At 58.6% G+C, this 23,561-nt stretch carries 20 protein-coding genes, 1 tRNA gene and 1 pseudogene; 4 read left to right on the top strand and 18 right to left on the bottom strand.

Annotated elements, in window-relative coordinates:
- Positions 1-425: 425 nt before the first annotated feature.
- Positions 426-515 (top strand) — tRNA-Ser (locus tag Q0V31_RS13900).
- Positions 516-622: 107 nt separating this feature from the next.
- Here Q0V31_RS13900 and Q0V31_RS13895 read toward each other — a convergent pair.
- The 18 genes and pseudogenes from Q0V31_RS13895 to pedF all read right to left on the bottom strand — a co-directional run.
- Positions 623-828 (bottom strand): annotated as a pseudogene (locus tag Q0V31_RS13895) (transposase); the annotation flags it as partial.
- A 132-nt stretch (positions 829-960) separates the two neighbouring features.
- Positions 961-2,724, bottom strand: a complete 1,764-nt coding sequence (locus Q0V31_RS13890; protein WP_298188377.1) for a NahK/ErcS family hybrid sensor histidine kinase/response regulator — start codon at positions 2,722-2,724, stop codon at positions 961-963.
- Complete coding sequence (gene ercA, locus Q0V31_RS13885) at positions 2,708-3,871, bottom strand: alcohol dehydrogenase-like regulatory protein ErcA (RefSeq protein WP_298188376.1); 1,164 nt, start codon at positions 3,869-3,871, stop codon at positions 2,708-2,710. The genes Q0V31_RS13890 and ercA overlap by 17 nt, the downstream gene beginning before the upstream one ends.
- 90 nt (positions 3,872-3,961) lie before the next feature.
- Positions 3,962-5,827 carry a S9 family peptidase gene (locus tag Q0V31_RS13880; RefSeq protein WP_298188374.1) on the bottom strand — a complete coding sequence of 622 codons (1,866 nt, stop codon included), beginning with the start codon at positions 5,825-5,827 and terminating at the stop codon, positions 3,962-3,964.
- A 7-nt stretch (positions 5,828-5,834) separates the two neighbouring features.
- Positions 5,835-6,989 carry a pyrroloquinoline quinone biosynthesis protein PqqE gene (gene pqqE / locus Q0V31_RS13875; RefSeq protein WP_298188372.1) on the bottom strand — a complete coding sequence of 385 codons (1,155 nt, stop codon included), beginning with the start codon at positions 6,987-6,989 and terminating at the stop codon, positions 5,835-5,837.
- A complete protein-coding gene (gene pqqD, locus Q0V31_RS13870) occupies positions 6,961-7,236 on the bottom strand; it encodes a pyrroloquinoline quinone biosynthesis peptide chaperone PqqD (RefSeq protein ID WP_298188371.1) in 276 nt (91 codons plus the stop codon). The genes pqqE and pqqD overlap by 29 nt, the downstream gene beginning before the upstream one ends.
- Complete coding sequence (gene pqqC / locus Q0V31_RS13865; protein WP_298188369.1) at positions 7,233-7,985, bottom strand: pyrroloquinoline-quinone synthase PqqC; 753 nt, start codon at positions 7,983-7,985, stop codon at positions 7,233-7,235. The genes pqqD and pqqC overlap by 4 nt, the downstream gene beginning before the upstream one ends.
- A 9-nt stretch (positions 7,986-7,994) precedes the next feature.
- On the bottom strand, positions 7,995-8,909 hold the full coding sequence (gene pqqB / locus Q0V31_RS13860) for a pyrroloquinoline quinone biosynthesis protein PqqB (RefSeq protein WP_298188368.1): 915 nt from the start codon (positions 8,907-8,909) through the stop codon (positions 7,995-7,997).
- A 69-nt stretch (positions 8,910-8,978) separates the two neighbouring features.
- The gene (gene pqqA / locus Q0V31_RS13855; protein WP_298191075.1) at positions 8,979-9,050 is read right to left on the bottom strand and encodes a pyrroloquinoline quinone precursor peptide PqqA; all 72 of its coding nucleotides are present in this window, start codon (positions 9,048-9,050) and stop codon (positions 8,979-8,981) included.
- 324 nt (positions 9,051-9,374) lie between these two features.
- Entirely contained in the window at positions 9,375-10,895 is a 1,521-nt protein-coding gene (locus Q0V31_RS13850; RefSeq protein ID WP_298188366.1) for an aldehyde dehydrogenase family protein, read from the bottom strand.
- Between the two features lie 168 nt (positions 10,896-11,063).
- Positions 11,064-11,792, bottom strand: coding sequence for a thiosulfate oxidation carrier protein SoxY (locus tag Q0V31_RS13845; protein ID WP_298188365.1), 729 nt, complete (start codon positions 11,790-11,792; stop codon positions 11,064-11,066).
- A complete protein-coding gene (locus tag Q0V31_RS13840) occupies positions 11,789-13,069 on the bottom strand; it encodes an NAD(P)/FAD-dependent oxidoreductase (protein ID WP_298188364.1) in 1,281 nt (426 codons plus the stop codon). The genes Q0V31_RS13845 and Q0V31_RS13840 overlap by 4 nt, the downstream gene beginning before the upstream one ends.
- A 146-nt stretch (positions 13,070-13,215) precedes the next feature.
- Positions 13,216-14,991 (bottom strand): PQQ-dependent methanol/ethanol family dehydrogenase, encoded by a 1,776-nt coding sequence (locus tag Q0V31_RS13835; RefSeq protein ID WP_298188362.1) that lies wholly within the window; start codon positions 14,989-14,991, stop codon positions 13,216-13,218.
- A gap of 316 nt (positions 14,992-15,307) precedes the next feature.
- Positions 15,308-16,234 carry a quinoprotein relay system zinc metallohydrolase 1 gene (locus Q0V31_RS13830; protein WP_298188361.1) on the bottom strand — a complete coding sequence of 309 codons (927 nt, stop codon included), beginning with the start codon at positions 16,232-16,234 and terminating at the stop codon, positions 15,308-15,310.
- A 73-nt stretch (positions 16,235-16,307) separates the two neighbouring features.
- A complete protein-coding gene (locus tag Q0V31_RS13825; protein ID WP_298188360.1) occupies positions 16,308-16,625 on the bottom strand; it encodes an EthD family reductase in 318 nt (105 codons plus the stop codon).
- A gap of 33 nt (positions 16,626-16,658) precedes the next feature.
- Positions 16,659-17,414: a quinoprotein dehydrogenase-associated SoxYZ-like carrier gene (locus Q0V31_RS13820; RefSeq protein WP_298188359.1), complete on the bottom strand. Its 756-nt coding sequence runs from the start codon at positions 17,412-17,414 to the stop codon at positions 16,659-16,661.
- 79 nt (positions 17,415-17,493) lie between these two features.
- A complete protein-coding gene (locus tag Q0V31_RS13815) occupies positions 17,494-18,390 on the bottom strand; it encodes a transporter substrate-binding domain-containing protein (RefSeq protein WP_298188357.1) in 897 nt (298 codons plus the stop codon).
- 5 nt (positions 18,391-18,395) lie between these two features.
- The gene (pedF, locus tag Q0V31_RS13810; protein WP_298188356.1) at positions 18,396-18,815 is read right to left on the bottom strand and encodes a cytochrome c-550 PedF; all 420 of its coding nucleotides are present in this window, start codon (positions 18,813-18,815) and stop codon (positions 18,396-18,398) included.
- A gap of 307 nt (positions 18,816-19,122) precedes the next feature.
- On the opposite strand from pedF, the gene exaA reads away from it, so the two are divergent.
- The 3 genes from exaA (at position 19,123) to Q0V31_RS13795 (ending at position 23,464) form a co-directional block, all read left to right on the top strand.
- Positions 19,123-20,994: a quinoprotein ethanol dehydrogenase gene (gene exaA / locus Q0V31_RS13805; RefSeq protein WP_298188355.1), complete on the top strand. Its 1,872-nt coding sequence runs from the start codon at positions 19,123-19,125 to the stop codon at positions 20,992-20,994.
- A gap of 121 nt (positions 20,995-21,115) precedes the next feature.
- On the top strand, positions 21,116-21,763 hold the full coding sequence (locus tag Q0V31_RS13800; protein WP_298188354.1) for a pentapeptide repeat-containing protein: 648 nt from the start codon (positions 21,116-21,118) through the stop codon (positions 21,761-21,763).
- 351 nt (positions 21,764-22,114) lie between these two features.
- The gene (locus Q0V31_RS13795) at positions 22,115-23,464 is read left to right on the top strand and encodes an autotransporter outer membrane beta-barrel domain-containing protein (protein WP_298188353.1); all 1,350 of its coding nucleotides are present in this window, start codon (positions 22,115-22,117) and stop codon (positions 23,462-23,464) included.
- The last annotated feature ends 97 nt before the right edge of the window (positions 23,465-23,561 follow it).

The raw sequence follows: 23,561 nt of genomic DNA, 5'->3' as shown, positions 1-23,561 counted from the left end.
TGAACAGCAGTGCAGTATAGAGACTATCTATAGAAGATCAATTCTTTATTAGGCTTTTGCCCCCCCCCCAAAGTACCCCCTATTTACCCGGCAATACTCGCAGCCGCCCAAAGGCACTCTTATCTAGCTTCATTTAATGAGGCGATCGTGATCGGTTGCCCTCTCCTCGACGATATCACTCTTGCAGAGCACCCATACCGAATTAGCCGATCCAGAAAGCCCGCCCATCATCCTGAATACGCAGTCAACCACCACCCCTCACCAATGCCAAACTTAGCCAAACACCGCCCCCCGTGCACCGACGCCTGCGACCCCGCGCTTCGCCACGATGCTGCACTTTGATCGCAAGCATCTGAAAGCACATGAAAAAAATTGAAAATATGGTTCGCCAAACGTCATTGAGCTGCTATTATTTGCGCCGCCACGGGAAGATGCCGGAGTGGCCGAACGGGACGGATTCGAAATCCGTTGTGTTAGCGATAGCACCTAGGGTTCAAATCCCTATCTTCCCGCCATACAAAAAGCCCCGTAATTCAACGAGTTACGGGGCTTTTTCTTGTCTTTTAGAAAGTGAAAAATCGCTTGGGGGCAATTGGGGGCAAAATTCGCTACCTCCATGTCGCTACAAACCGCTCCAGCCTCCTACATTCGTCAATAAATTTCGGCGCGCCATCCACAGGTTCGATAGCGCGAACATCGTCACCAGTTGCGCCGTGTTCTTGGCCAGACCACGGAAGCGCGCCTTCACATAACCGAACTGCCGCTTGATCACCCGAAAAGGATGCTCGCCTTGGCCTTCTCGATCTTGCGCTTGGCTTTGTATCAGGAACAACTCTTTGCGGGTCTGCTTGCGCTTACCTGCATACTCGGCGTCGGCGAAGGTCATCTGCTTCATCGGAAAACTCGGCGGGTGGCGCCCAGGCATTTTGCCAAAATTCGGAAGTCTTTTTCAGACCTTCCCTAACTACCAATCGTCGACACTTCGTTCAGAATTTGACTCAATATCGCACGTAGTTTTCCGGGCTTCACCGGCTTGTTGAGTATTGGCACGCCCATACCATGCAATTCCCTGCGACATTCATCACTGCGGTCTGCAGTGATCATCACTGCAGGAATATTCATAGCAAAGTGCTGACGCAGGTGCTTTACCACCTGGCTACCGAGCACGCCGTGATCTAGATGAAGGTCGGCAAGGATTAACTCAGGCGCGCACACGCCAAGAACCTGTAGTGCCCCCTCTTGATCGGTGGCTGTCAGCACTTCACAACCCCACTGCTCCAATAGGGCTGACATGCTTTGCAGAATACTCAGTTCATTGTCCAGCACGAGAAGTCGCCGTCCAGGCAGTGGATCACCTAGCTGCGGCTGCGGAAGAGACAAAGGTCTGGTCATTCGTTGCGGCGTGCTGCTGGCCAGCGGTACCTCAATGCTGAACACTGAGCCACGCCCAGGCTGCGAGCGCACTTTAATCGGATAACCAAGGATGCGCGCAATACGCTCAACAATTGCTAGCCCCAAACCCACGCCCTTGCGCTCCGCCGCACGTCCGACATTGAGCTGGTTAAATTCGAGGAAGATGCTTTCCAACTGATCCTCGGCAATCCCACTGCCAGTGTCCCAAACCTGCAACTCGACAAACGCGCCACGCTTGCGCGCGCCAAGGACGATTCCTCCCTGTTCGGTATAGCGGCAGGCGTTGCTGAGGAAGTTACGCAAAATGCGCGTGAGCAAACGTAGATCGGTAGTCACTTGGTAGCCACTGATACGCACCCGTAGAGCCAGCCCTGACGCTTCGGCAACCGGCTGGAACTCAGAGGCCAGTGGTGCGAGCAATTCATCCAGGCTGTAAACATCCAGATCTGGCTTGATCGCGGCCTGGTCCAGGCGGGCAATATCCAACAAATCGGTCAGTAGATCCTCTGCGCCCTCCAATGCCTGATGGGTACGCTCCACCAAATGCTGCTCGCTGGCCGGCAAGCGGCGCTCGCGCAAGGTCGAGATCAATAAGCGCGCAGCATTAAGTGGTTGCAGCAGGTCATGGCTAGCGGCGGCCAGGTATTTGTCCTTACTGCGATTAGCGTCCTCGGCGGCATCGCGCGCATCACGCAGTGCCGTCTCGATGCGTTTGCGCTCGCCGATCTGCTGCAACAGGTTGCGGTTGGCCTCTTGCAGCTCGCCGGTACGCGCACTAACACGCTGCTCCAGTTGATCATTGAGCTGCTGCAGACGTTGCTGGGCTTGCTTGCGCTCGGTTATATCCGCAACAAAGCCTTCGAACAGGCCATTTTCATCGGGTTTGAGCAGCAGGTTCATCAGCACATCAATGACGCTGCCATCACGCCGACGCAGCTGTGTTTCATAACCGAACAGCCCCGGCTCATGGGCCAATATGCTGCGGATATGTTCCAGTTCAGTGACCCCGCCAACGAACAGGTAGTTAGCCAAGCCGGTCAACGACCAAAGCACCTGCTCCGGATCGTCATAACCGAGCATGCGCGCCAGCGCGGGGTTAGCGGCCAGAAGGCCGTCTTGTAGGCTGGCTTGAAAAATCCCGTGCACGGCATGCTCAAACAACCATTTATACCGATTGCGCTCAGTTTCCAGCTCCTCTAGCCGCGCCAGTAGTTCGGGGTAGTGGCTTTTTCGTGCGGACTGACTACCCAAACCGAGCAGCCCGGCAAGGGCCTCACTCTGACTCTGCGGCGGATCAGAGCGCCTCGGCATAAACAACCTCGACATCGCGCTGACTGGATTCCCGGGGATTAGTCAGAATGCACGGATCCTCCATGGCATGCTGCGAGAGGAAGGGAATGTCTGAGACGCTAACCCCGTGCAACTTCAGGGTGTCATGGAAACCGACCGATTTCTTGAAGGTAACCAAGTGTTCCACCAGGCGCTGGCGCACCTGGTTATGGTTGAGGCCACGCGCATCAATGCCTAATGTCTCGGCTACCATGCGGAAGCGCTCGGGGGCCGAGTTGTAGTTGAAGGCCACCACATGCTCGACCAGCGCCGCATTGCACATGCCATGGGGCAAGTCGAGAAACCCGCCCAGGCTGTGGCTCATGGCATGCACAGCACCGAGAATCGCATTGGAGAACGCCAGTCCCGCCTGCATGCTGCCCAGCATGATTTTCTCGCGCAGGGCGATGTCATGAGGTGTGGCAATCATCTGCACCAAGTTGCCGTTAATCAGGCGCATCGCCTCTAGTGCATGGGTATCCGTCAGCGGGCCACTGCCAGTAGAGACAAAGGCCTCGATGGCATGCACCAGTGCATCGATACCGGTACAGGCCGACAGGAACGGGTCCATGCTCAGGGTGGTTTCCGGGTCGATCAGCGACACATCCGGCACCACAGCCTTGCTGACGATGGAGAACTTCATCCGCTCGGTCTGGTTGGAGATGATCACGAACTGCGAAACATCCGCCGAAGTACCGGCGGTGGTCGGGATCAGGATCAGCGGCGGGCTCGGCACACGAATAGTATCCACGCCCTCAAACTCGATAATGCTGCGCCCGTGGGCGACCACAATGCCGATGCCTTTGGCGCAATCCATTGGGCTGCCGCCACCGATGGCGACGATTACGTTGCAGTTGTTGGCACGGTAGATTTCCGCCCCGTGCATCACCTCTTCTACCCGTGGGTTGGGCGAGACCTGGGTGTAGAGGCAATAGTCGATGTTCTGCGCCTGCAGGCTGGCCTCAACATCGGCCACCCAACCAGCGGCAATCACCCCGGGGTCGGACACCACCAGCACCTTGCGGGCCCCAAAGGTACTGGCGTAGTTGCCAACATTGTGCCGGCTGCCCGCGCCAAAAATGATTTCCGGTGAAACGAATTTGCGTAACTGACTGAGGGTGTGGCTCATACAACGGCCTGTTCTTGTTGTTATCAAAATCGTCAGCCAGCCTACTGCATTCCCGGCTTTATGCAATTGCACTATCGCAGCAGGTGTCGCTCACAGCAGGCGGCGATAAAAGACCAGTTCGGCCTCTAGGGCATCGGCCAGATTCACCGCCTGGCGAAAACCATGGCGCTCGTTTTCATAAACCCGGCACTCGACCTCAACGCCACGGCGCTGCAAGGCTGCCACCATTTGTGCAGTCTGCTCGGGCACCACGACCTTATCCAGCGCGCCCTGGAAGAAGATCAGCGGCGCCTGGATGCGCTCAGCATGCAGCAGCGGCGTACGCGCTTGATAACGCGCCGCATCGCGTTGCGGATCACCAATCAGCCAGTCCAGATAGTCGGCCTCAAACTTGTGAGTGACTCGCCGCAACGCCAGCGGATCGCTGACGCCATACAGGCTCGCGCCTGCGCGGAACACCTGGGTAAAAGCCAACGCACACAAAGCAGTATAACCGCCGGCGCTGGCCCCGCGAATAAACACCCTGTCAGCGTCAACCAGATCACGTTCAGTCAGGTGCTGCACGGCAGCCACGGCGTCCTCGACCTCCACCTCCCCCCAGCCGCCCTGTAAGCGCAAGCGATAGGCACGGCCATAGCCACTGCTGCCGCGATAGTTGAGGTCGACCACGGCAAAGCCACGCTGGGTCCAGAACTGGATGCGCGGATCAAACACCGGGTAACAGGCCGACGTTGGCCCACCATGCAGAAACACCAGCAACGGCGGCTTCTGCCCAGCAGGTGCCTGAAACGCCGGGTTGTGCGGCGGGTAGAAGAAAGCGTGGCAGCTTTCCCCTGCACCGCTGAGAAACAGCAAGCGCTGCGGCAAAGCAACCGCACCGGCCGGCAAACCGCACTCGCTTCCCGCAAGCACTTTACAGGCATGAGTTACGCGGTCGATGGCCAGCACCACACTGCCGCGCTGCGGTGCTGCGGCGATCACGTAGAAATGCTGCTGATCCGCCGCCAACTGGCGAAAGCGGCTGTACTCAGCCGCCAGACGCTGCTCATGACCACTGACGGCATCACGTTCAGCAAGCCAGGCAAAACCGCTATCAAAACCGCTGAGCAGTAAATGCTTACCCGCCAGCGTCAGGTAGTTGCGCCCCCCCAACTGCCAAGGCGCAGCGGCATGATCCGCCGCGCGGCAGTTAAGTGGCTGCATGCCGCCCTCGCCTTCACGCCAGGGTTGCCAGTAACCCTGGCGATCACTTAAGGCCAGCAAACGGTTGTGTTCATCAAAGCTCGGTTGCTGGATTGACTGATCCGTCCCCTGCCCAGCCACAACGCGCCCTGGCGACCAGCCACCTTCCGCTGTGCGCTGGCTTACGCAAATCCGGGTGGCCAACCAAGGCTGCTGCGGACGGTCCCATTCGATCCAGGCCAGACGCTGACCATCATTGCTGAGGGTAGGCGACGCGTAGAAATCACAGCCTTCGCCGATCACTTGGCGCGTGCCATCATCGCGGCCGATCGCCACTAACCGGTGCAGCACGCCTGACTCAGCGTGCTGCTCTTCCACAGCCAGCACGGCGCGGCGCACGGGGTCATAACAAAGATCGCCATAACGGCAGTCGCTGCGTGCAGTGAGTGCCTGAGGCTGCTCATGCAGACCTTGCCAATAGAGCTGCTGATCCGCTTCGCTTACCAGTGCCAGGCCATCGTCGCCAAGGCAGAAGGCGCCGCCGCCGTACTCGTACACCCGGCTGCGCACAGACCAGCCTGCGGGCGTCAGACAGCGCAGGCTGGCAGGCGTCCAGTGCCACAAGCGGGTGCAGGCATCCGCCGGGTCGAACTCGGACCACACCACGCCGTCCAACCCCGTGCGCAGCTCGGCAAAGTCGCGACTGGCGCTGGCCGCGTCGACGCTGCTCCAGGCGCTAGTCCATTGGCCGTAGTTAACAATGCGTGGCGTCATCAGCGCGTCAAACCTTACAAATCAGCTTGGAAGCCTTTTCGTTGCGAAACTGCAGATTTTCCAACGCACCGGGAGCCTGCTCGGCCTCAGCCCGCGCCGCGAGGATGATGCCGTGATGGGCCGACTTGCTGCACACCGGGTCGGCATTACTGGCGTCGCCGGTGAGCATAAATGCCTGGCAGCGGCAGCCGCCGAAGTCCTTGTGCTTCTCGTCGCAGGAGCGGCACGGTTCGGGCATCCAGTCGTCGCCGCGAAAACGGTTGAAGCCGAAGGAGTGACGCCAAATGTGTTCAATGCTCTGCTCGCGCACATTGGGAAACTGCACGGGCAGTTGCCGTGCGCTGTGGCACGGCAAGGCGGTACCATCCGGAGTGATATCGAGGAACAGATTGCCCCAGCCGTTCATACAGCCTTTGGGGCGTTCTTCGTAATAGTCAGGGGTGACGAAAATCAACTTACAGGGGTGATTCTCGGCCGCCAATTTTCCGCGCCATTGGTTAGTGATGCGTTCGGCGCGCTCAAGCTGAGCGCGGGTCGGCAGTAGCCCGGCACGGTTCAGCTCAGCCCAGCCGTAGAACTGACAGGTGGCCAATTCGACGAAGTCCGCTTCCAGCTCCAGGCACAGTTCAATGATCCGCTCGATATTGTCGATATTGTGCCGATGGGTCACAAAGTTCAGCACCATCGGGTAGCCATGGGCCTTAACCGCACGGGCCATGGCCAGTTTATGGGCGAAGGCCTTTTTCGAGCCGGCCAGCAGGTTGTTCACCTCCTCGTCAGCGGCCTGAAAGCTGATCTGAATATGGTCCAGGCCCGCCTCGCTGAAGCTGGCGATACGCTCTTCGGTCAAGCCGATGCCGGAGGTGATCAGGTTGGTGTAGTAACCCAGGTCACGCGCCGCCTTAATCAGCTCAGCCAGGTCTTGGCGCACCAGTGGCTCTCCGCCGGAGAAACCCAGTTGCGCCGCGCCCAGTTCACGAGCCTGACGAAATACCTCGATCCACTCGGCGGTGCTCAACTCGGCACCCTGCTGGGCGAAGTCCAGCGGGTTAGAACAGTACGGGCACTGCAATGGGCAGCGGTAAGTCAGCTCGGCCAATAACCACAGGGGGGGCCCGGCCTCGTGCCCAGGCTTAGCGAAGCTCGATCCAGAATTGAGCATTGGCGACCTCCATAAAAGTGAGGATGTCTTCGTCGAGGCCCGGCACATCGGGAAACTGCGCGCTCAGGCTGGCAATGATCTGGCCCACACTGTGCTCACCATTGACCTGTTTGAGGATTTCCCCGGCGCTTTCATTGAGCTTGATCATGCCTTCCGGGTAGAGCAGCACATGGCAGCTTTGGGCGGGCTCCCACTGCAGGCGGAAACCACGGCGCAACTTCGGCACCTGATCAATAGTCAAGTTCATAGGGCAATACCTCGGTGCCAGACGCGTTCATGCGTCACGCTGTGATACGGCGGACGCTCCAGCTGATAGGCCATGCTCATGGCATCGAGCATGCTCCACAGCACATCCAGCTTGAACTGCAGGATTTCCAGCATGCGCTGCTGGGCTTCCAAAGTGACGTAGTGCTGCAAGGTGATGCGCAGGCCGTGCTCAACATCCCGGCGTGCCTGCTGCAGGCGCGAGCGAAAGTAGCTGTAACCCTCGGCATCAATCCAGGGGTAGTGCTGCGGCCAACTGTCCAGTCGCGACTGGTGAATCTGCGGGGCGAACAGCTCGGTCAGCGAACTGCTCGCGGCTTCTTGCCATGAGGCACGCCGAGCGAAGTTGACGTAGGCATCCACAGCAAAGCGCACGCCGGGCAGCACCAGCTCCTGCGACAGTACCTGCTCACGCTCAAGCCCCACGGCCTCGGCCAGACGCAGCCAGGCCTCGATACCGCCTTCATCACCACTCGCGCCGTCGTGATCAAGGATTCGCTGCAGCCACTCACGGCGGGTGTCGCGGTCCGCGCAATTGGCCAGAATCGCCGCGTCTTTGAGCGGAATATTCAGTTGGTAATAGAAGCGGTTCGCCACCCAGCCCTGAATCTGCTTACGGCTAGCCTGGCCGGCATACATTGCCTGATGAAACGGGTGATGAATGTGGTAGTAAGCGCCCTTGGCGCGCAACGCCTGCTCAAACTCAGCAGGGCTCATGGCAGTCTGGCTCATGGCCACTCCTTATAACTCGATACGCATGCCATCCCAGGCGACATCAATGCCATGCGCAGTCAGTTCAGCGCGCTCAGCAGAGTCGACATCCAGGATCGGATTGGTGTTGTTGATGTGAATAAGGATTTTCTGCGCCGCCGGAAGACCATCGAGCACCTCGATCATGCCGCCAGGGCCGCTCTGGCAAAGATGACCCATCTCACTGCCGAGCTTGTCGCCGACTTCACAGACACGCATTTCGTCATCGCGCCACAGCGTGCCATCGACCAATAAGCAATCAGCACGACGCATCCAGGCCAGCAGTTGCTCATCAACTTGACCCAAACCTGGTGCGTAGAACAGCGCGCCACCAGTGGTGCGGTCTTCAACAAACAAGCCGATGTTGTCGCCCGGATGCGGGTTACCGCGATGGGGGGAATATGGTGGTGCACTGCTGCGTAGAGGCACTGCGGTAATAGCCAAACCTGGGCATGCGGGAATGCTGAAGGGCTCGCCGTGCAAATCAATCAGGTTGTGCTGCAGGCCGCCATTCCAATGGCTGAGCATGTTGAACAGGGGAAAACCGGTGGTGAGGTCCTGATGCACCATCTCGCTGCACCAAACCTGATGCGGGCAACCTTCACGCAGGGTCAGCAACCCGGTGGTGTGATCAATCTGGCTGTCGAGCAGGATGATTCCGGCAATCGCGCTGTCACGCAGGTGACGGGCCGGATTGAGTGCCGAAAAGGCTTCGATCTGCACGCGGATATCTGGCGAGGCGTTGCACAGAATCCAATCTATGCCGTTATCACTCAGGGCTATAGATGACTGGGTGCGCGGCTGAGCATTGACGCTGCCGTCACGAACGCCACGGCAATTGCGGCAGTTGCAGTTCCACTGTGGGAACCCACCGCCAGCGGCGGAGCCAAGAATCTGGATATACATGGGCGCTTCCGCTTGGGTGTCGATTGGAATTCCAATTGGGATGCCCCGGCAGAGCCGGGGCAAAACGTCTCAACGATTGGCGAAGTACATGGTCACTTCGAAACCAATACGCAGGTCGGTAAACGCGGGTTTAATCCACATGGCGCGGTCCTCTTCTTATCGACGCCGGCAAATTCCGGCCCATTCATTAAGCCCCTCGACCGGCGGCGACCAAATGGTACTTTGGGATGAATTTGTACTGGTATTGGTAGCGATTCAGGCGCTGATCAGGCGTCATGCAAACACTCATGCTAGCGCTCTAAGTAGGGTGGGTAAGCGCCCATAAAAAACGCGGCCGAAGCCGCGTTGCGATAATGATCTGCTGCAGTAAATTCCACCTGCCCAGACCACAAACAGATCTCGCCCACAGACGAATCGCAGGAAGGAGCCCGACGCACTGGAGCGAATGCGCCGGGATTACACGATTTAGAAGAAGCCCAACGGATTGATGTCGTAGCTGATCAGCAGGTTCTTGGTTTGCTGGTAGTGGTCGAGCATCATCTTGTGGGTTTCACGGCCAACGCCGGACTTCTTGTAGCCACCGAACGCGGCGTGCGCCGGATATAAGTGGTAGCAGTTGGTCCACACGCGCCCAGCCTTGATCGCCCGGCCCATCCGGTAGGCGCGGTTAATGTCGCGGGTCCATAGACCGGCGCCCAAACCGAACTCGGTATCGTTGGCAATTTCCAGGGCTTCGGCTTCATCTTTGAAGGTGGTGATACCCACCACAGGGCCGAAGATTTCCTCCTGGAACACGCGCATCTTGTTGTTGCCTTTGAGCAGGGTCGGCTGAATGTAGTAGCCACCCGCCAGATCGCCTTCCAGTCGCTCAACGGAACCACCGGTGAGCAATTCGGCACCTTCCTGCTGGGCGATTTCGAGGTAGCTGAGGATTTTGTCGAACTGCTGTTCGGATGCCTGAGCGCCAACCATGGTCTCGGTATCCAGCGGATTACCACGCTTGATCGCCTTAACCTTCTTCATCACCTCAACCATAAAGGCGTCGTAAATCGACTCCTGCACCAGCGCGCGGGCTGGGCAAGTGCACACTTCACCTTGGTTAAAGAACGCCAGCACCAGGCCTTCGGCGGCTTTTTCGATAAATGTCGGCTCGGCATTCATGATGTCTTCGAAGAAGATGTTCGGCGATTTGCCGCCCAGTTCCACGGTGCTCGGAATGATGTTCTCAGCTGCGCACTTGAGGATGTGCGAGCCCACCGGCGTAGAACCGGTGAAGGCGATCTTGGCAATACGTGTGCTGGTGGCCAGGGCCTCGCCCGCTTCGCGGCCAAAGCCCTGCACCACATTGAGTACGCCTGGCGGCAGCAGGTCGCCAATCAGTTCCATCAGAACGGTAATCGACAGTGGTGTCTGCTCGGCTGGTTTGAGCACGATGCAGTTACCGGCAGCCAGAGCGGGAGCAAGCTTCCAGGCGCCCATCAGCAGCGGGAAGTTCCACGGGATAATTTGCCCCACCACACCCAGTGGCTCATGGAAGTGATAGGCGGCAGTGTGCTCGTCGATCTCGGCAGCGCTACCCTCCTGGGCGCGGATGCAGCCGGCGTAATAACGGAAGTGGTCGGCCGCCAGCGGTACGTCGGCGTTGAGGGTTTCACGCACGGCTTTACCGTTATCCCAGGTTTCAGCCACGGCCAGCAGTTCAAGGTTGGCTTCGATACGGTCGGCGATTTTCAGCAGAATCAGTGAGCGATTTTGTACGCTGGTCTTGCCCCATGCATCGGCTGCGGCGTGAGCCGCATCCAGCGCAAGGTTGATGTCCGCAGCGTCAGAGCGTGGGAACTCGCCAATCACCGAGGCATCCACCGGACTGGTGTTGGTGAAGTAACTACCATTAACCGGCGCGACAAATTCGCCGCCGATGTAGTTACCGTAGCGCGGCTTGAGATTGATGACTGAGCCTGGGGTACCGGGCTTGGCGTAAATCATGGAATTAACCTCTCTTATTGGCGGAGCCTGATCCCTGGGACGTGGAGCAGGTCATGGATCGATCTTAGGAAGCCATCCGTTTGACCGGTATGCGCCCATGGCACAAAACCTCTCGTCATTTGGTAGTAGAGCCGCAAGCCGATTCTCAGAACCTCCCGCTCGCGCGCTTCAGCGCAGCTGCCGACGGTACTCGCTGCCATCAGCATCTACCCAGCGCAGCAGCAGCGGTGTATGTCCAGTCGGCAACCACAACCTCCAGTAAGGGTTGGCCGCCAGACCCTCAAAAGGTTCGACGCGCAGCAGGTTGCCGTGCGCCCCATTGATTTCGAAGCGAGTCGGTAAGTGGCGCGCCAGCAGCTGACCGTCCGCGCCGGGGCGCCGTCCGGTTTCCATGGGATGACGCAACAAGCTGCGCAACTCCAGGCCGTGACTGCCCTCATCCAGCCAGCCCTGCAACTGGCCCAGCGTGGCGGCGTTATTACCCAGGCTGGGCGACAGACAGCTGCTGGCCAATACCTCGACCGCCTGCGCGGCCTGCCATAGCCGTCCACGGCCGTCACGTGCCAGCACAATCAGTTGCTGGCTGCGTGGCAATCGCACGCGCGTCGACAAGCGTAGCGGCGCTTCCCAGGCCTGCAGTTGCAACGTAGCAATGCGTGGGTCCTCCTCACCGCTGCGCAACAGGCTGAGGGATAACGGTGGCTGGGCATCGTGCAAGGTCAGGTCGACAGTAACGAACGCACCATCCTCGACCCAGCTCGGCACCTCGACAGCCAGCCCCTGCGCCTGTACTTGGGCGCCCTGCAACCACTGCTCAACAGCCCCCTGGGCCTGCCCCCAAGGTTGCGCCACAGCCGGGCACGCCAACATCAGCAGCATTAATACGCGCAGACTCATACAAGCTGCCCCCAGGCATCGGCACAGATACTTTGATACCAGGCCTCGGCCAGAGCCGCTTCTTGGGCGCGCAGGCCGGATGGAGCCTGCAGCGGGCTGAGTGACAGACTGCCTGGCCGCTCAATCAAACGCTGCTCCTGCACACCATAATCGGCGGCAATCGATACCGCCTGCCCTGGTGCCAGCAAGCTGTAACAGGTGTTGCGCCAAGCCGCTGTCGGCGGTTCCTGCCCAGCCAAATCGGCCAGCAACGCCGACACCGCGACCTTGGCCTGGGCATTGGCGCTGTAGGCTGATTTGGGCATGGGTGCAGCGATGCAAGCATCTCCGGCCAGGTATACGTCACTAGCCTCGCGGGCCTGAAAAGTCGCCGGGCGAATCGGCACCCAGCCACTGGCATCGGCCAGACCACTACGCTGGGCCACCTCGGCCGCCTTCTGCGGTGGAATCAGGTTGATCACTGCGCCGCGGTGACGCTGGCCAAACTCACAAACCAACTCGCGGCGTATAGCATCGGCACGCACCACGCGACCATCACCGGCCCGACCGACCCATTCGATACGCTCACCGTAGAGCGTCTGCCAGCCCTGTTGAAACAATGTCTGTTTGGAGAAGCTGTCTTTGCTGTCGAGAATCAGCAGCTTGCTGCGTGGCTTGGCCTGGCTCAGGTAATGGGCAATCAGGCTGGCGCGCTCGTATGGGCCCGGAGGACAACGATAGGGGTTGTCGGGTACGCTGATAATCACCAGCCCGCCGTCATCCATGGCCTGCAACTGTCGGCGCAACAGGCTGGTCTGCGCGCCGGCCTGCCAGGCATGGGGAAGGTGCGTCGAGGCGTTACGGTCGTAGCCTTCAATGGCCTGCCAATCCATATCGATCCCAGGCGCCAGAAACACTCGGTCGTAGCGCAAGCGCTGGCCGCCTTGCAGCACCACTTGGCGGGCCTGCAGATCAATTTCCCGTACTAGTTCACGCACGTGCAGCACCTGTTGGCGCTGCAAGGCGCGGTAATCCTGGCGCAGGCTATCCAGGTCAGCCATGCCCGCCAGCACGTGGTTGCTGAAGGGGCAGGTATAGAACGCCGACTTGGGTTCAATCAACACCACCTCAAGCGTTGGCGCCTGACGTTTGAGGTAACGCGCAGCGGTGGCACCGGCAAAACCGCCGCCGATCACCAGTACCCGCGCGCGACCAACGCTAGCATTCAACCCACCGGGTAACAGCCAAGGCATTGCGGCTAGGCCGGCGAGCAATTGACGACGGGTAAGTTCCTGCATACATCCCCCATAGCCAAGCGATATAGATACACGCTGAGGCATTGCCATGCATTCGGCCATGCCGCTTTAGTCGAGAATCCCTAGCACTAACGCCTAGAAACGCAGATGGCCGGTCTAGACCGGCCATCTCATACACTACAGGCTAATTAACGCTTGGCGACCAGCTCCTTGGGCAGCTTGAAGGTCCAGAGCATGCCGCCCTGGTTGTAGTTCTTCACCCGTTTGGCCACTTCGCCGCCCCACAGCGGTACCGCGCCGCCCCAACCAGAAAGTACCGAGACATACTGCTCGCCGTCCATTTCCCAGGTCACCGGGGAGCCGAGTACACCGGAGCCGGTCTGGAATTCCCAGACTTTCTCGCCGGTCTTGGCGTTGAAGGCCTGCAGGAAACCTTCAGGGTTACCGGTAAATACCAGGTTGCCCTTGGTAGTCATTACCCCACCCCACAGCGGCGCGTAGTTGTTCTGCCGCCAGACTTCCTTGCCGGTTTTCGGGTCAATGGCGCGCAGCACGCCGATATAATCTTCGTTTAGCGGCTTAATGGTGAAGCCTGAACCGAGATAGGCCGCGCCTTTCTTGTAGGCGATATCCTCGTTCCAGATGTCCATGCCCCACTCGTTGGAAGGGACGTAGAACAGACCGGTGTCTTGGCTGTAGGCCATCGGCATCCAGTTCTTAGCACCGAGGAAGGCCGGTGCGGAGAACACGCTCTTGCCCTTCTCAGCGCCACCTGGTGCACCCGGGCGGTTGCTGTCATCGAAGATCGGCCGACCATTCTTATCCAGGCCCTTGGCCCAGGTGATTTTGTCGACAAAGGGGAAGCCGCGAATGAACTTGCCGTTGGTGCGGTCGAGTACGTAGAAGAAACCGTTCCGGTCAGCAGTCGCGGCAGCCTTGATGGTCTTACCGCCCTCTTGGTAGTTGAAGGAAATCAACTCATTGACGCCGTCGAAATCCCAACCGTCATGCGGGGTGGTCTGGAAGTGCCAGGTGATGGTGCCGTCATCCGGGTTCAGAGCCAGACGCGAAGAGGAATAGAGGTTATCGCCAGGGCGTAGGTGCGAGTTCCACGGTGCAGGGTTACCAGTGCCGAACAGCAGCAGGTTGGTTTCTGGGTCGTAGTAGCCGCCCAGCCACGGGGCGGCACCGCCGGTTTTCCACAAATCACCTGGCCAGGTTTTGCCGGCTTCGCCACCGCTGATACCGTTCTCAATGGCCTTGCCGTCTTTGTAGACATAGCCCATGTGGCCTTCAACAGTTGGTCGGCTCCAGAGCAGCTCGCCATTCTTCGGGTCGTAGGCTTCAATCTTGCCGACCACACCAAACTCACCACCGGAAACCCCGGTAATCAGCTTGCCATTCACCACCAGCGGCGCAGCAGTGATCGAGTAACCGGCCTTGTGATCGGCCACGTTCTTGCGCCAGACCACCTTACCGGTGTCCTTGTGCAGAGCCACCAACTTGGCGTCCAGGGTGCCAAAAATCACCAAGTCGCCATACAGCGCCACACCCCGGTTGATCACGTCGCAGCACGGACGAATGTCATCGGGCAGGCGCGCATCGTATTGCCACAGTTCTTTGCCGGTGCGCGCATCCACGGCAAATACACGCGAGTAGGAGGCGGTCACGTACATCACGCCGTCCTTGATCATCGGCTGGGCTTGCTGGCCGCGTTGCTTTTCGCCACCAAAGGACAGGGTCCAGACCGGACGCAGGTCCTTGATGTTATCCGTGTTCAACGTCGTCAACGTGCTGTAGCGCTGACCTTGCAGGCCCATGCCATTGGTGACGATCTCATCGGTGGTGTTCACATCGTTAAGGATTTCCTGATCAGTCACCGCCCAGGCTGGGGCGGCGGCCACGAGCATTGCGCTACACAAGGCACTGAGAACGAAGGATTGGCGAAAACCGGAGTGTTTCATTGCGGCTACCTCTGCGGGTTCATTGTTATCACCGGGAGTTTTTCCCGATCTGCCACAGATTCTTGGCTGCATAGGACTGTCCAACAATTGCCCGCAGTACCGATTTAGCTACTTCCTTGGTAGCAATACTGCAAGGCGCCCGCACAATTGACCTTGTGCTCAGCGCCACTTGCCTAGGGCAATTTTCCTAGCTGGGGAGTCCGTTCATACCGCTGCAAACGGCTACTGCAGGGCTGAATAGAAGCAAGCCGTGCCGAGCCAGAACGGCGGACAGCAGTCAAACGCTGCGTATCAAGAAGGTTTTATGCCCGCGCGCCTAACGATCAACCCGCTGCATGGTCGCCAGCTCATAACGCGGGTAGAGGTGACTGACGCTGCGAATCAGCTCATAGCGGCTGAGGCTGACGCGAGCAAAGCGCTCTGGGATAGGCGCACGGATCAGCTCATTCATCTCCGCGCCCTGCTCTGCGCCGCCGCGCATCAGCCCGTCCAGCCAACTGAGGTAATCACGCATCTGCGCGAAGGGCGCGCTGTCAACGGCCAATGGACCGTGACCCGGCACAATCTGCTTCCAAGGTAACTGCTGCAGCTGGTCGAGATCCGCCAGCCAGGTATCCAGTCCCGGCGTACCGGGTGTGGTCAGCGCACGCTGGTAAAACAGCAGATCGCCGGCAAACAACACGCCGGTCTTCTCATCGAGAATCGCCAGATCAGCGCCGGTATGGCCCCGCAACGCCAGCAGTTGCAGTGAGCGTCCGCCTATCTGCAGTTGCCCCGCTTTTAGCGCTTCAGTCGGCAGCACAACCTCGGTGCCGCGCATCCAGTCACCGACCAGGCGGTACATGTTTTCCGCCATGGCTTCGCCCTGCTCAGCCACCAGCGCTGTAGTGGCCGGCAAAGCCGCAATCGGCACATCACTGAACGCCTGATTACCCAGCACATGGTCAGGATGGTGATGGGTCAGCATGACTTTAAGCACTGGCTTGTCGGTGACCTTGGCAATCGCCTGGCGCATGGCCTCGCCGTAACGTTTGGAAGGCCCACTGTCGATCACCAGCACGCCCTCATCGCTGACGATAAATCCGGTGTTGACGATATTGCCACCGTTGGTCTGGGAGAAATTCTCCGTGCTGCCCTCAAACAGCCACACATCGTCGGCAATCTGCCGGGGCTGCAAGGCATAGTCGAAATCAGCCTGCACGTAGGCGCTGGCCAGCGCCACCAGTAACACTATCCAGCGCATAAGCACCTCGCGATAAAGTCGGCGCGCCCTAAGCAGGCGCCCTTGTCAGAGTATGCAACTGCACGCAGCAGGCTCAGGGCGCGAGCCGCACCTCACTGATCTGCACCAACGGCTGGCTGTCGGTGAAATTGACTAAATCCCCCATGACTCGCTCCGCGTGCGGGGCAAAGCTCTGCTCAAAGGCCGCCACACTGTCGAAATACAAATGCCCCATGGCGATATACGGTGCCGGCTGACCTGGTGTGGCGCTGGCCAACCCGGCATCCACGGCAATACCCTTGCAGGCACTGCCCAGGCATTCACGCACAATGGCCATGTGCTGCTCGCAGTAATAACTCATGTCGAAGTGCACACCGGCGGCATTGGGGTACAACACACTGACTTTGATCATCGTAAGGTCCTTGTGGCGTATGGAGAGTGGCGTTTAGAGGTCGGCTTTGAATTCATTGCCGTTGTTGTCACGTAACCAGAGTTCGGTCTCCACGGTGCCTTTTACATCCAGGCTGATGGTCGGGTTTTCACTGACTGCGGGAAACAATTCGAGACTGGCCAAGGTGTTGCCCTGACGGTCACGCAGCTGCGCCTGGTTAAGAAAAAACTCGGGGATGCCACCCACCAGACCGTTATCCATGGGGTGCGCCACTTGCACCCGCAGGCGATTGGCATCGCTCAGCACATAGCGTTTACCAAGCACTTCGCCCAAGCGCTCTTCCCAACCGGCCTCGGCGCGCACCACGCTGGGTGCCGTGCAACCACCACCGGCGGCATCAACCTGTGCCGAACCCACATGCCACACACCATCACGGGTTAGCACCGCCACGCGCAACGGCGTGGCCTGTTCGACGCGAATACGAATGGCCAGGCGCGGCAACACCTGCTCACCGGGTTTAAAGTCGAATATCTGCGCAATCGGATTAAGCTCGGCCCAGGCCAGCATGCGCACCACTTGGCCGTCGAAGGCACTGGCATCGACCTGGATCGGCACCTGGCGAGCATCCTCGGCAAATGGCGGGACGCTGACCTTGACCCGCTCATCGAATACGAATGCCTCGCCGCCCAGTAAACGCTCGTGGTAGTACGCCCACATCACTGACGTGACCGGGTCACGCTGCGCGGCCCAGCTGTCCCAGGGCAAGGCAAACAGCGCTAGCAGTAGATATGAACGCCAATCCAGTTCCATCACACACCTCCCAGCACTGTCCTAGAACGCCATTTTTTGCTGCACCGCGCCTGGCGCGTGTAACAGCAACAAACGCCGGCTACTCAACCTCCTGATACAGCCCCGGCAGCTCATAGCGCAGACCGTACTGGCCGTAGATACGCTTGAGTTCCCCCGCGAGAATCAACTCTTCAAGCTTTTCTTCCAGGGCATAGGCCAGTTGCCGATTGCTTTCGTGCACGGCCATGCCGATGTCCCAGACCTGTTTGCCCATATTCGGGTAAGCATTCTCGGCCAAGGCGAGCTGGCTGTCGGCGGCAAGTTGGAGCTGCCAATCCACCTCGCCGCGCAACGCCATGACGGCATCCACGGCCCCGGTTTTCATCGCAGCAAAGGCTTCCTGCGGATTGCGATAGTGGTGGGTCATCTTGCTGAGCATGCCGTCGAACACCGAAGACAGGTAGAACGACGGAACGCTCTCCACCTCAACGCCAATCGGATGTTGCTGGAACACCGCAACACTGGGCACCGCCGGTAAGCGACGCTGGTCAAACGCTACTTGCCAACGCTCACGCTGATAAGGCCCGAACATCACCACCAGCTCGTTGACCAACTCACCGAACTCATTGCTCTTGTAGGAGAATTCGCGGTCATAGGGCACCCGCAGCATCACATCAGCCAATTGCCTGGGCCGCAGGTAATGCCCGCGCCAAATATAATCACGCAGGTCGTCATCCAGCTTCTCGCCGGGCGGTGCCCATATCACCTCAAGTTTGAGGCCAAAACCCGCGGCCAGCGCCTGGGCAATGTCATAGTCAACGCCACGCGGCTGGCCATCCTGCCGAAAGCTGTAGGGTGCAAAATCCTCATACAGCGCGACCTTGAGCACACCAGACTCGACGATCGAGTCATAGCTGCGCACCTGCGCCTGCAACGTCCCGCTGGTCGACAACAACAGACTGCATAGCACCGACAGCCACAGCTTCCGCCGCGTCATCAGCCTTACTCCTCGATGGCCACACTTTCGAGGTAACTGCGCACAGCCCACAACGCCTCTTGGCTGAGGTAGTCAGCCATTTTCGGCATGTACACCCGGCCATCTCGCACCGCGCCGTTGATCACCCGCTCCTTGTACCACTCATCACCACTGATGCCGGTCTCAAGCAGGCGTAGATCGGGGGCAATACCACCCGACTTGGCCTCCAGGCCATGGCAAGCCGCACAGTTTTGGTTGTACGCCGAAGAGCCAATCTCAATGGCACGGGCATTGCCCCGATAAGGGTTCTCTTCAAGCCACTCCTCACCCAGCGGCTCCAGGCCTTCGGTCTTCACTGCCTGGGGTACCACATCACCGTGAGCCCAAAGGTTGGCGGAAAAGGCCAACAGCAGAAGTGCATAACCGGTGTTCTTTTTAATTGTCATGTTCAAGGCCTCTTCAAATGCACGCAAAACAGCTCATGGAGCTTGCTTGTGAACATCTTAGGAACAGCGCCGCCGCCACCGAATGCTGCTTTGGTGGCCCACGCCTAGTCCCTTGGTAGTAGGGCTTGTGGCCGTGTAACAGGTGGCTTTAGCAGCAAGGCTAAGTCATGTCCGGTTTGGGCATTCTTCCCGGCATAGCCGGGAGTTTTTCCGTTTCGGCGTCATCCGTGTGGTTCCACTATCGGCTCGCCAGGTTGCCAACAGGGCAGTACCTGCCACATTCCTCACCACGATGGGAACCATAGCCATGACAACAAGATCGTTACCCAGCACGCCACGCCCCGTGGCGCTTGCCGTCCACAGCCTGCTACTGGCCAGCAGCCTGACATTGAGCGGCAGCGTCCTGGCCAAGAATGTCACCTGGGACGACATCGCCAACGACCACACCAGCACCCACAACGTGCTGCAGTACGGCATGGGCACCAATGCCCAACGCTGGAGCCCGCTGGCCCAGGTCAACGCAGACAACGTATTCAAACTGACCCCCGCCTGGTCGTTCTCCTTTGGCGACGAGAAACAACGCGGCCAGGAATCCCAGGCCATCGTTCACGAAGGGGTGATCTACGTCACCGGCTCCTACTCGCGGATCTTCGCCCTTGACGCAAAGACCGGTAAACGCCTGTGGACCTACAACCACCGCCTGCCAGACAACATCCGTCCGTGCTGCGACGTGGTTAACCGTGGCGCGGCAATCTATGGCGACAAGGTCTACTTCGGCACCCTCGATGCTCGCGTCGTGGCCCTGAACAAAGACACTGGCAAGGTGGTGTGGAACAAAAAATTCGGCGACCACGCCGTGGGCTACACCATGACAGGCGCGCCGACCCTGGTAAAAGACCAGAAGAGTGGCAAAACCCTGCTGATTCACGGCAGCTCCGGTGACGAATTCGGCGTGGTCGGCAAACTGTTTGCCCGCGACCCGGACACAGGCGAAGAAGTCTGGATGCGCCCCTTCGTTGAAGGTCACATGGGCCGCCTGAACGGCAAAGAAAGCACACCAACCGGCGACGTCAAAGCGCCCTCCTGGCCAGATGATCCCAACCACCCAACCGGCAAGAAAGCCGCTTGGAGCCAGGGTGGCGGTGCGCCGTGGCAGAGCGCCAGTTTCGATGCCGAGACCAACACCATCATCATCGGTGCCGGCAACCCAGCGCCCTGGAACGGCTGGGCACGCACCAGCGAGGGTGGTGATCCGAAGGACTACGACAGCCTCTACACCTCCGGCCAGGTTGGCGTAGACCCAACCACCGGCGAAGTGAAGTGGTTCTACCAACACACCCCGAACGATGCCTGGGACTTCTCCGGCAATAACGAACTGGTGCTGTTCGACTACAAAGACAAGGACGGTAAAACCATCAAGGCCACGGCTCACGCCGACCGTAACGGTTTCTTCTATGTGGTCGATCGCGCCAACGGCAAACTGCAAAACGCCTTCCCCTTCGTCGACAAAATCACCTGGGCCAGCCATATCGACCTAGAAACCGGTCGCCCGGTAGAAAACAAAGGCCAGCGCCCAGCCAAGCCGAAACCCGGTGAAGCCAAAGGTGAGTCCGTAGAAGTGTCGCCGCCGTTCCTCGGCGGCAAAAATTGGAACCCCATGGCCTACAGTCAGGACACCGGCCTGTTCTACGTGCCAGCCAACCACTGGAAAGAGGACTACTGGGCCGAAGAAGCCACCTATAAGGCCGGCTCTGCCTACCTGGGCATGGGCTTTCGCATCAAACGGCTATTCGACGACCACGTCGGCATCCTTCGCGCGATTGACCCCACTACCGGCAAGGTGGAGTGGGAGCACAAAGAAAAACTGCCGCTGTGGGCCGGCGTACTGGCGACCAAAGGCAACCTGGTGTTCACCGGCACGGGTGATGGCTTCTTCAAAGCATTCGACGCCAAAAACGGTAAAGAGCTGTGGAAGTTCCAGACCGGCACCGGAATCATCTCCCCGCCTATCACGTGGGAACAGGATGGCGAGCAGTACATCGGTGTAACCACCGGTTACGGCGGCGCGGTACCGCTGTGGGGAGGCGACATGGCCGAGCTGACCAAACCAATCGCCCAAGGCGGCTCGTTCTGGGTATTCAAGCTACCAAGCTGGGATAACAAAACCGCACAACGCTAACGGCTGCTCGCATGGCGCACACAGGTGCGCCATGCGCCCTATCGCTCGAAGCTAAAGCCAATCCCTTGTGAGGGCGGCTTCAGCCGTGACCGCCCATCACTCAACGCCCTAAGGTATTGCCATGAACTACCTGCCCCTACTTTTGCCTGTCGTGTTACTGGTTCTGGGTTCTGAACTGGTCAATGCCGATGAGGTGCTTAGCGTCAACGGCTGCCGTATCGAAGCCGACAGCCAATGCCCCAACGCCAATCTGCAAGGTGCCGACCTGAGCAACCAGGACATGCGCCGCATGAACCTGCAAGGTGCCGACTTACGCGGTGCCAACCTGCGCCACGCCCGCCTGGACCTGGCTAACCTAGAAAAAGCCCAACTACAAGGCGCCAACCTCACCCGCGCCAGCCTGCAACAAAGCAACCTGCGCCTGGCCGACCTGAGCAACAGCACCCTAGTATCGATCAACGGCTGGGCACTGTTTGCTCAGGCCGCACAGTTTAAGGACGCCGACATGCACGGCGCCAACTTGGAGTTTGCCCGTCTGTCCGCCGCCAAAATGCATAACGTCAACTTGCAAGCCGCCAACCTGGAAATGACCTGGCTGAGCAAAACCGACCTCAAAGGCGCCTCACTCAAGGACGCCAACCTGCAGGAAGTCAAACTCTCCGGTGCCAACCTGGGCGATGCCGACCTAAGCGGCGCACGCACCCACTACGGAAACTTCCAGGGCACCAATATGCAAAGCTGTGTGGAATGCCCAAAGGGCTGGGACTAGAGGTTGGTTATGTGCGCTGCCGGGTTAGAGGGGCGCCCAACTACATCAGGAAAGGTGGAACCAGCCCAAATAAGAACCAATTAGTTCACCTAATAAACAAGCCTGCTCTTTATTAATTTATTTTAAATCAATCAGTTAGATCTTAAATAAGTGCAGCTACTGACCCATACCTTTATATTGAATATCGCAGAGCAATACCCCATGGTTTTGACGCCTGTTATTTGTCACTTTGTTAAGTGCCAAAAATGCAAAAAAAATGATAAGTAGCCTTGAGCCATCAGTGATAATGTTCGCGCGCAAAAATTACAGGGCAGACAAATAAGCCCTAGGACACTTCCATCGGAGGCTTAAATGCGTCGCGTCAAAAAAGCGCTTTCATGCGGCTTACTTGCCAGTATTTTTTTCGCCCACATGACGCCTGCCCAGGCTGCGTCAACTGTAGAGCGCCCGACCGTTATCGTTAGTTATGGTGGCAGTACCTATTCGATTTCATCAACCCTTACCAACTATGTAACGTCGGCAGCATTGTTTAGAGAGCAGCCATGGTGGGGTAATCCTACGCTGGCAGCCGTATTATCGGGTGCTGTGGGCACTTCGGCAGGTGGTTACGCCGACGCTGCCTCTAACACAGGTATTCTTTTTGTTTACGGCGAAGGTAGCGGATACCCGTTTTTAAAGTATCTGGAGGGGGGGGGAGTCAACGACTGCCAAGTAGGTTGCAATACAACAACTGCCAGTTGGTACTACGCCTTTATCAACCAACTAATCACCTTGGACAGTCTAGCCGCTAGCCTGGAGTCCACTTCAGCCGGCGTGAGCTCCATCAACAGCAACCTGAACATGATGATCAACGGTGCCCATAGCCGGCCGTTGGCGCGTTTAGTTGCGCCGGGCCAGAATACTTTCTGGGCCGCAGGCGACTGGGGTCGTGATGATCATGGCAATCGCTCCGGCAGTAGCGGTCTTGCGGAGGTGGGGCTGGGTCATAATTTGGGCTTTGCCCAAATCAATGTGTCCATTGGTCAAACTTGGGCCAAACAGAGTCTGATACACGACGGAGAAGTAAAAGCCGACGGCCAGTATCTGATGCTGGAAAGTATCACCCCGCTAACGCAGGTGGATGGCCTGTATGCCACCGTGGGCGCCTATGGCCACTGGGGCGAGGTAGATATCCGTCGCGGCTATACCAACATGAGTGCGCAGGACTCCTCCAAAGCAAGCCCAGACAGCCAGGCTTGGGGCATACGCACCCGCTTGGATTGGCAGAATGCCTTCAGCGTAGCGAGCACCGGTATCAGCCCTTACGTGGACCTGAGCTACACCAACAGTCACTTGGACAGCTACACCGAAAAGGGTGGCGGTATTCCGGCGCGCTTCGATGCGCGCTCTGATGACCACACCGAGGTACGCCTGGGATTCAACACCCAGACCCCGCTGCCGTTCGCGTCGAGCTTTAACTTCATCACTAATCTAGAAGCCGCGCATCGTTTCGAGAAGAACAGCGCTGGTGTCAATGGCGAAGTGAACGGCTATTTCACCTTTAACCTGCCGGGTGAGGACGTAACCAACGACTGGCTGAAAGCAGGTGTGGGAATTGAGGGCGAGGTTGCCTCTGGAAAGTTCTCACTGATGCTTAACGGCACCACCCAAAGTGAGATACCCAATTTCTGGGTTGCCACGTCATATCAGCTGGCATTCTGAATCGCGAGCAGAAGCAAAAAGTTACCCGCCTGTAAGGCCAGACTGCTCTTGCTCGGGAGGCAGAGCAGTCTTCGGGGAGCCAGCGCTGGCGACGACC

It is taken from the genome of uncultured Pseudomonas sp., from assembly GCF_943846705.1.
In the GTDB taxonomy this organism is placed as follows: Bacteria; Pseudomonadota; Gammaproteobacteria; order Pseudomonadales; family Pseudomonadaceae; genus Aquipseudomonas.
The sequence above is the reverse complement of the archived record's forward strand: the minus strand, read 5'-3'. Positions and strand labels throughout refer to the sequence as shown.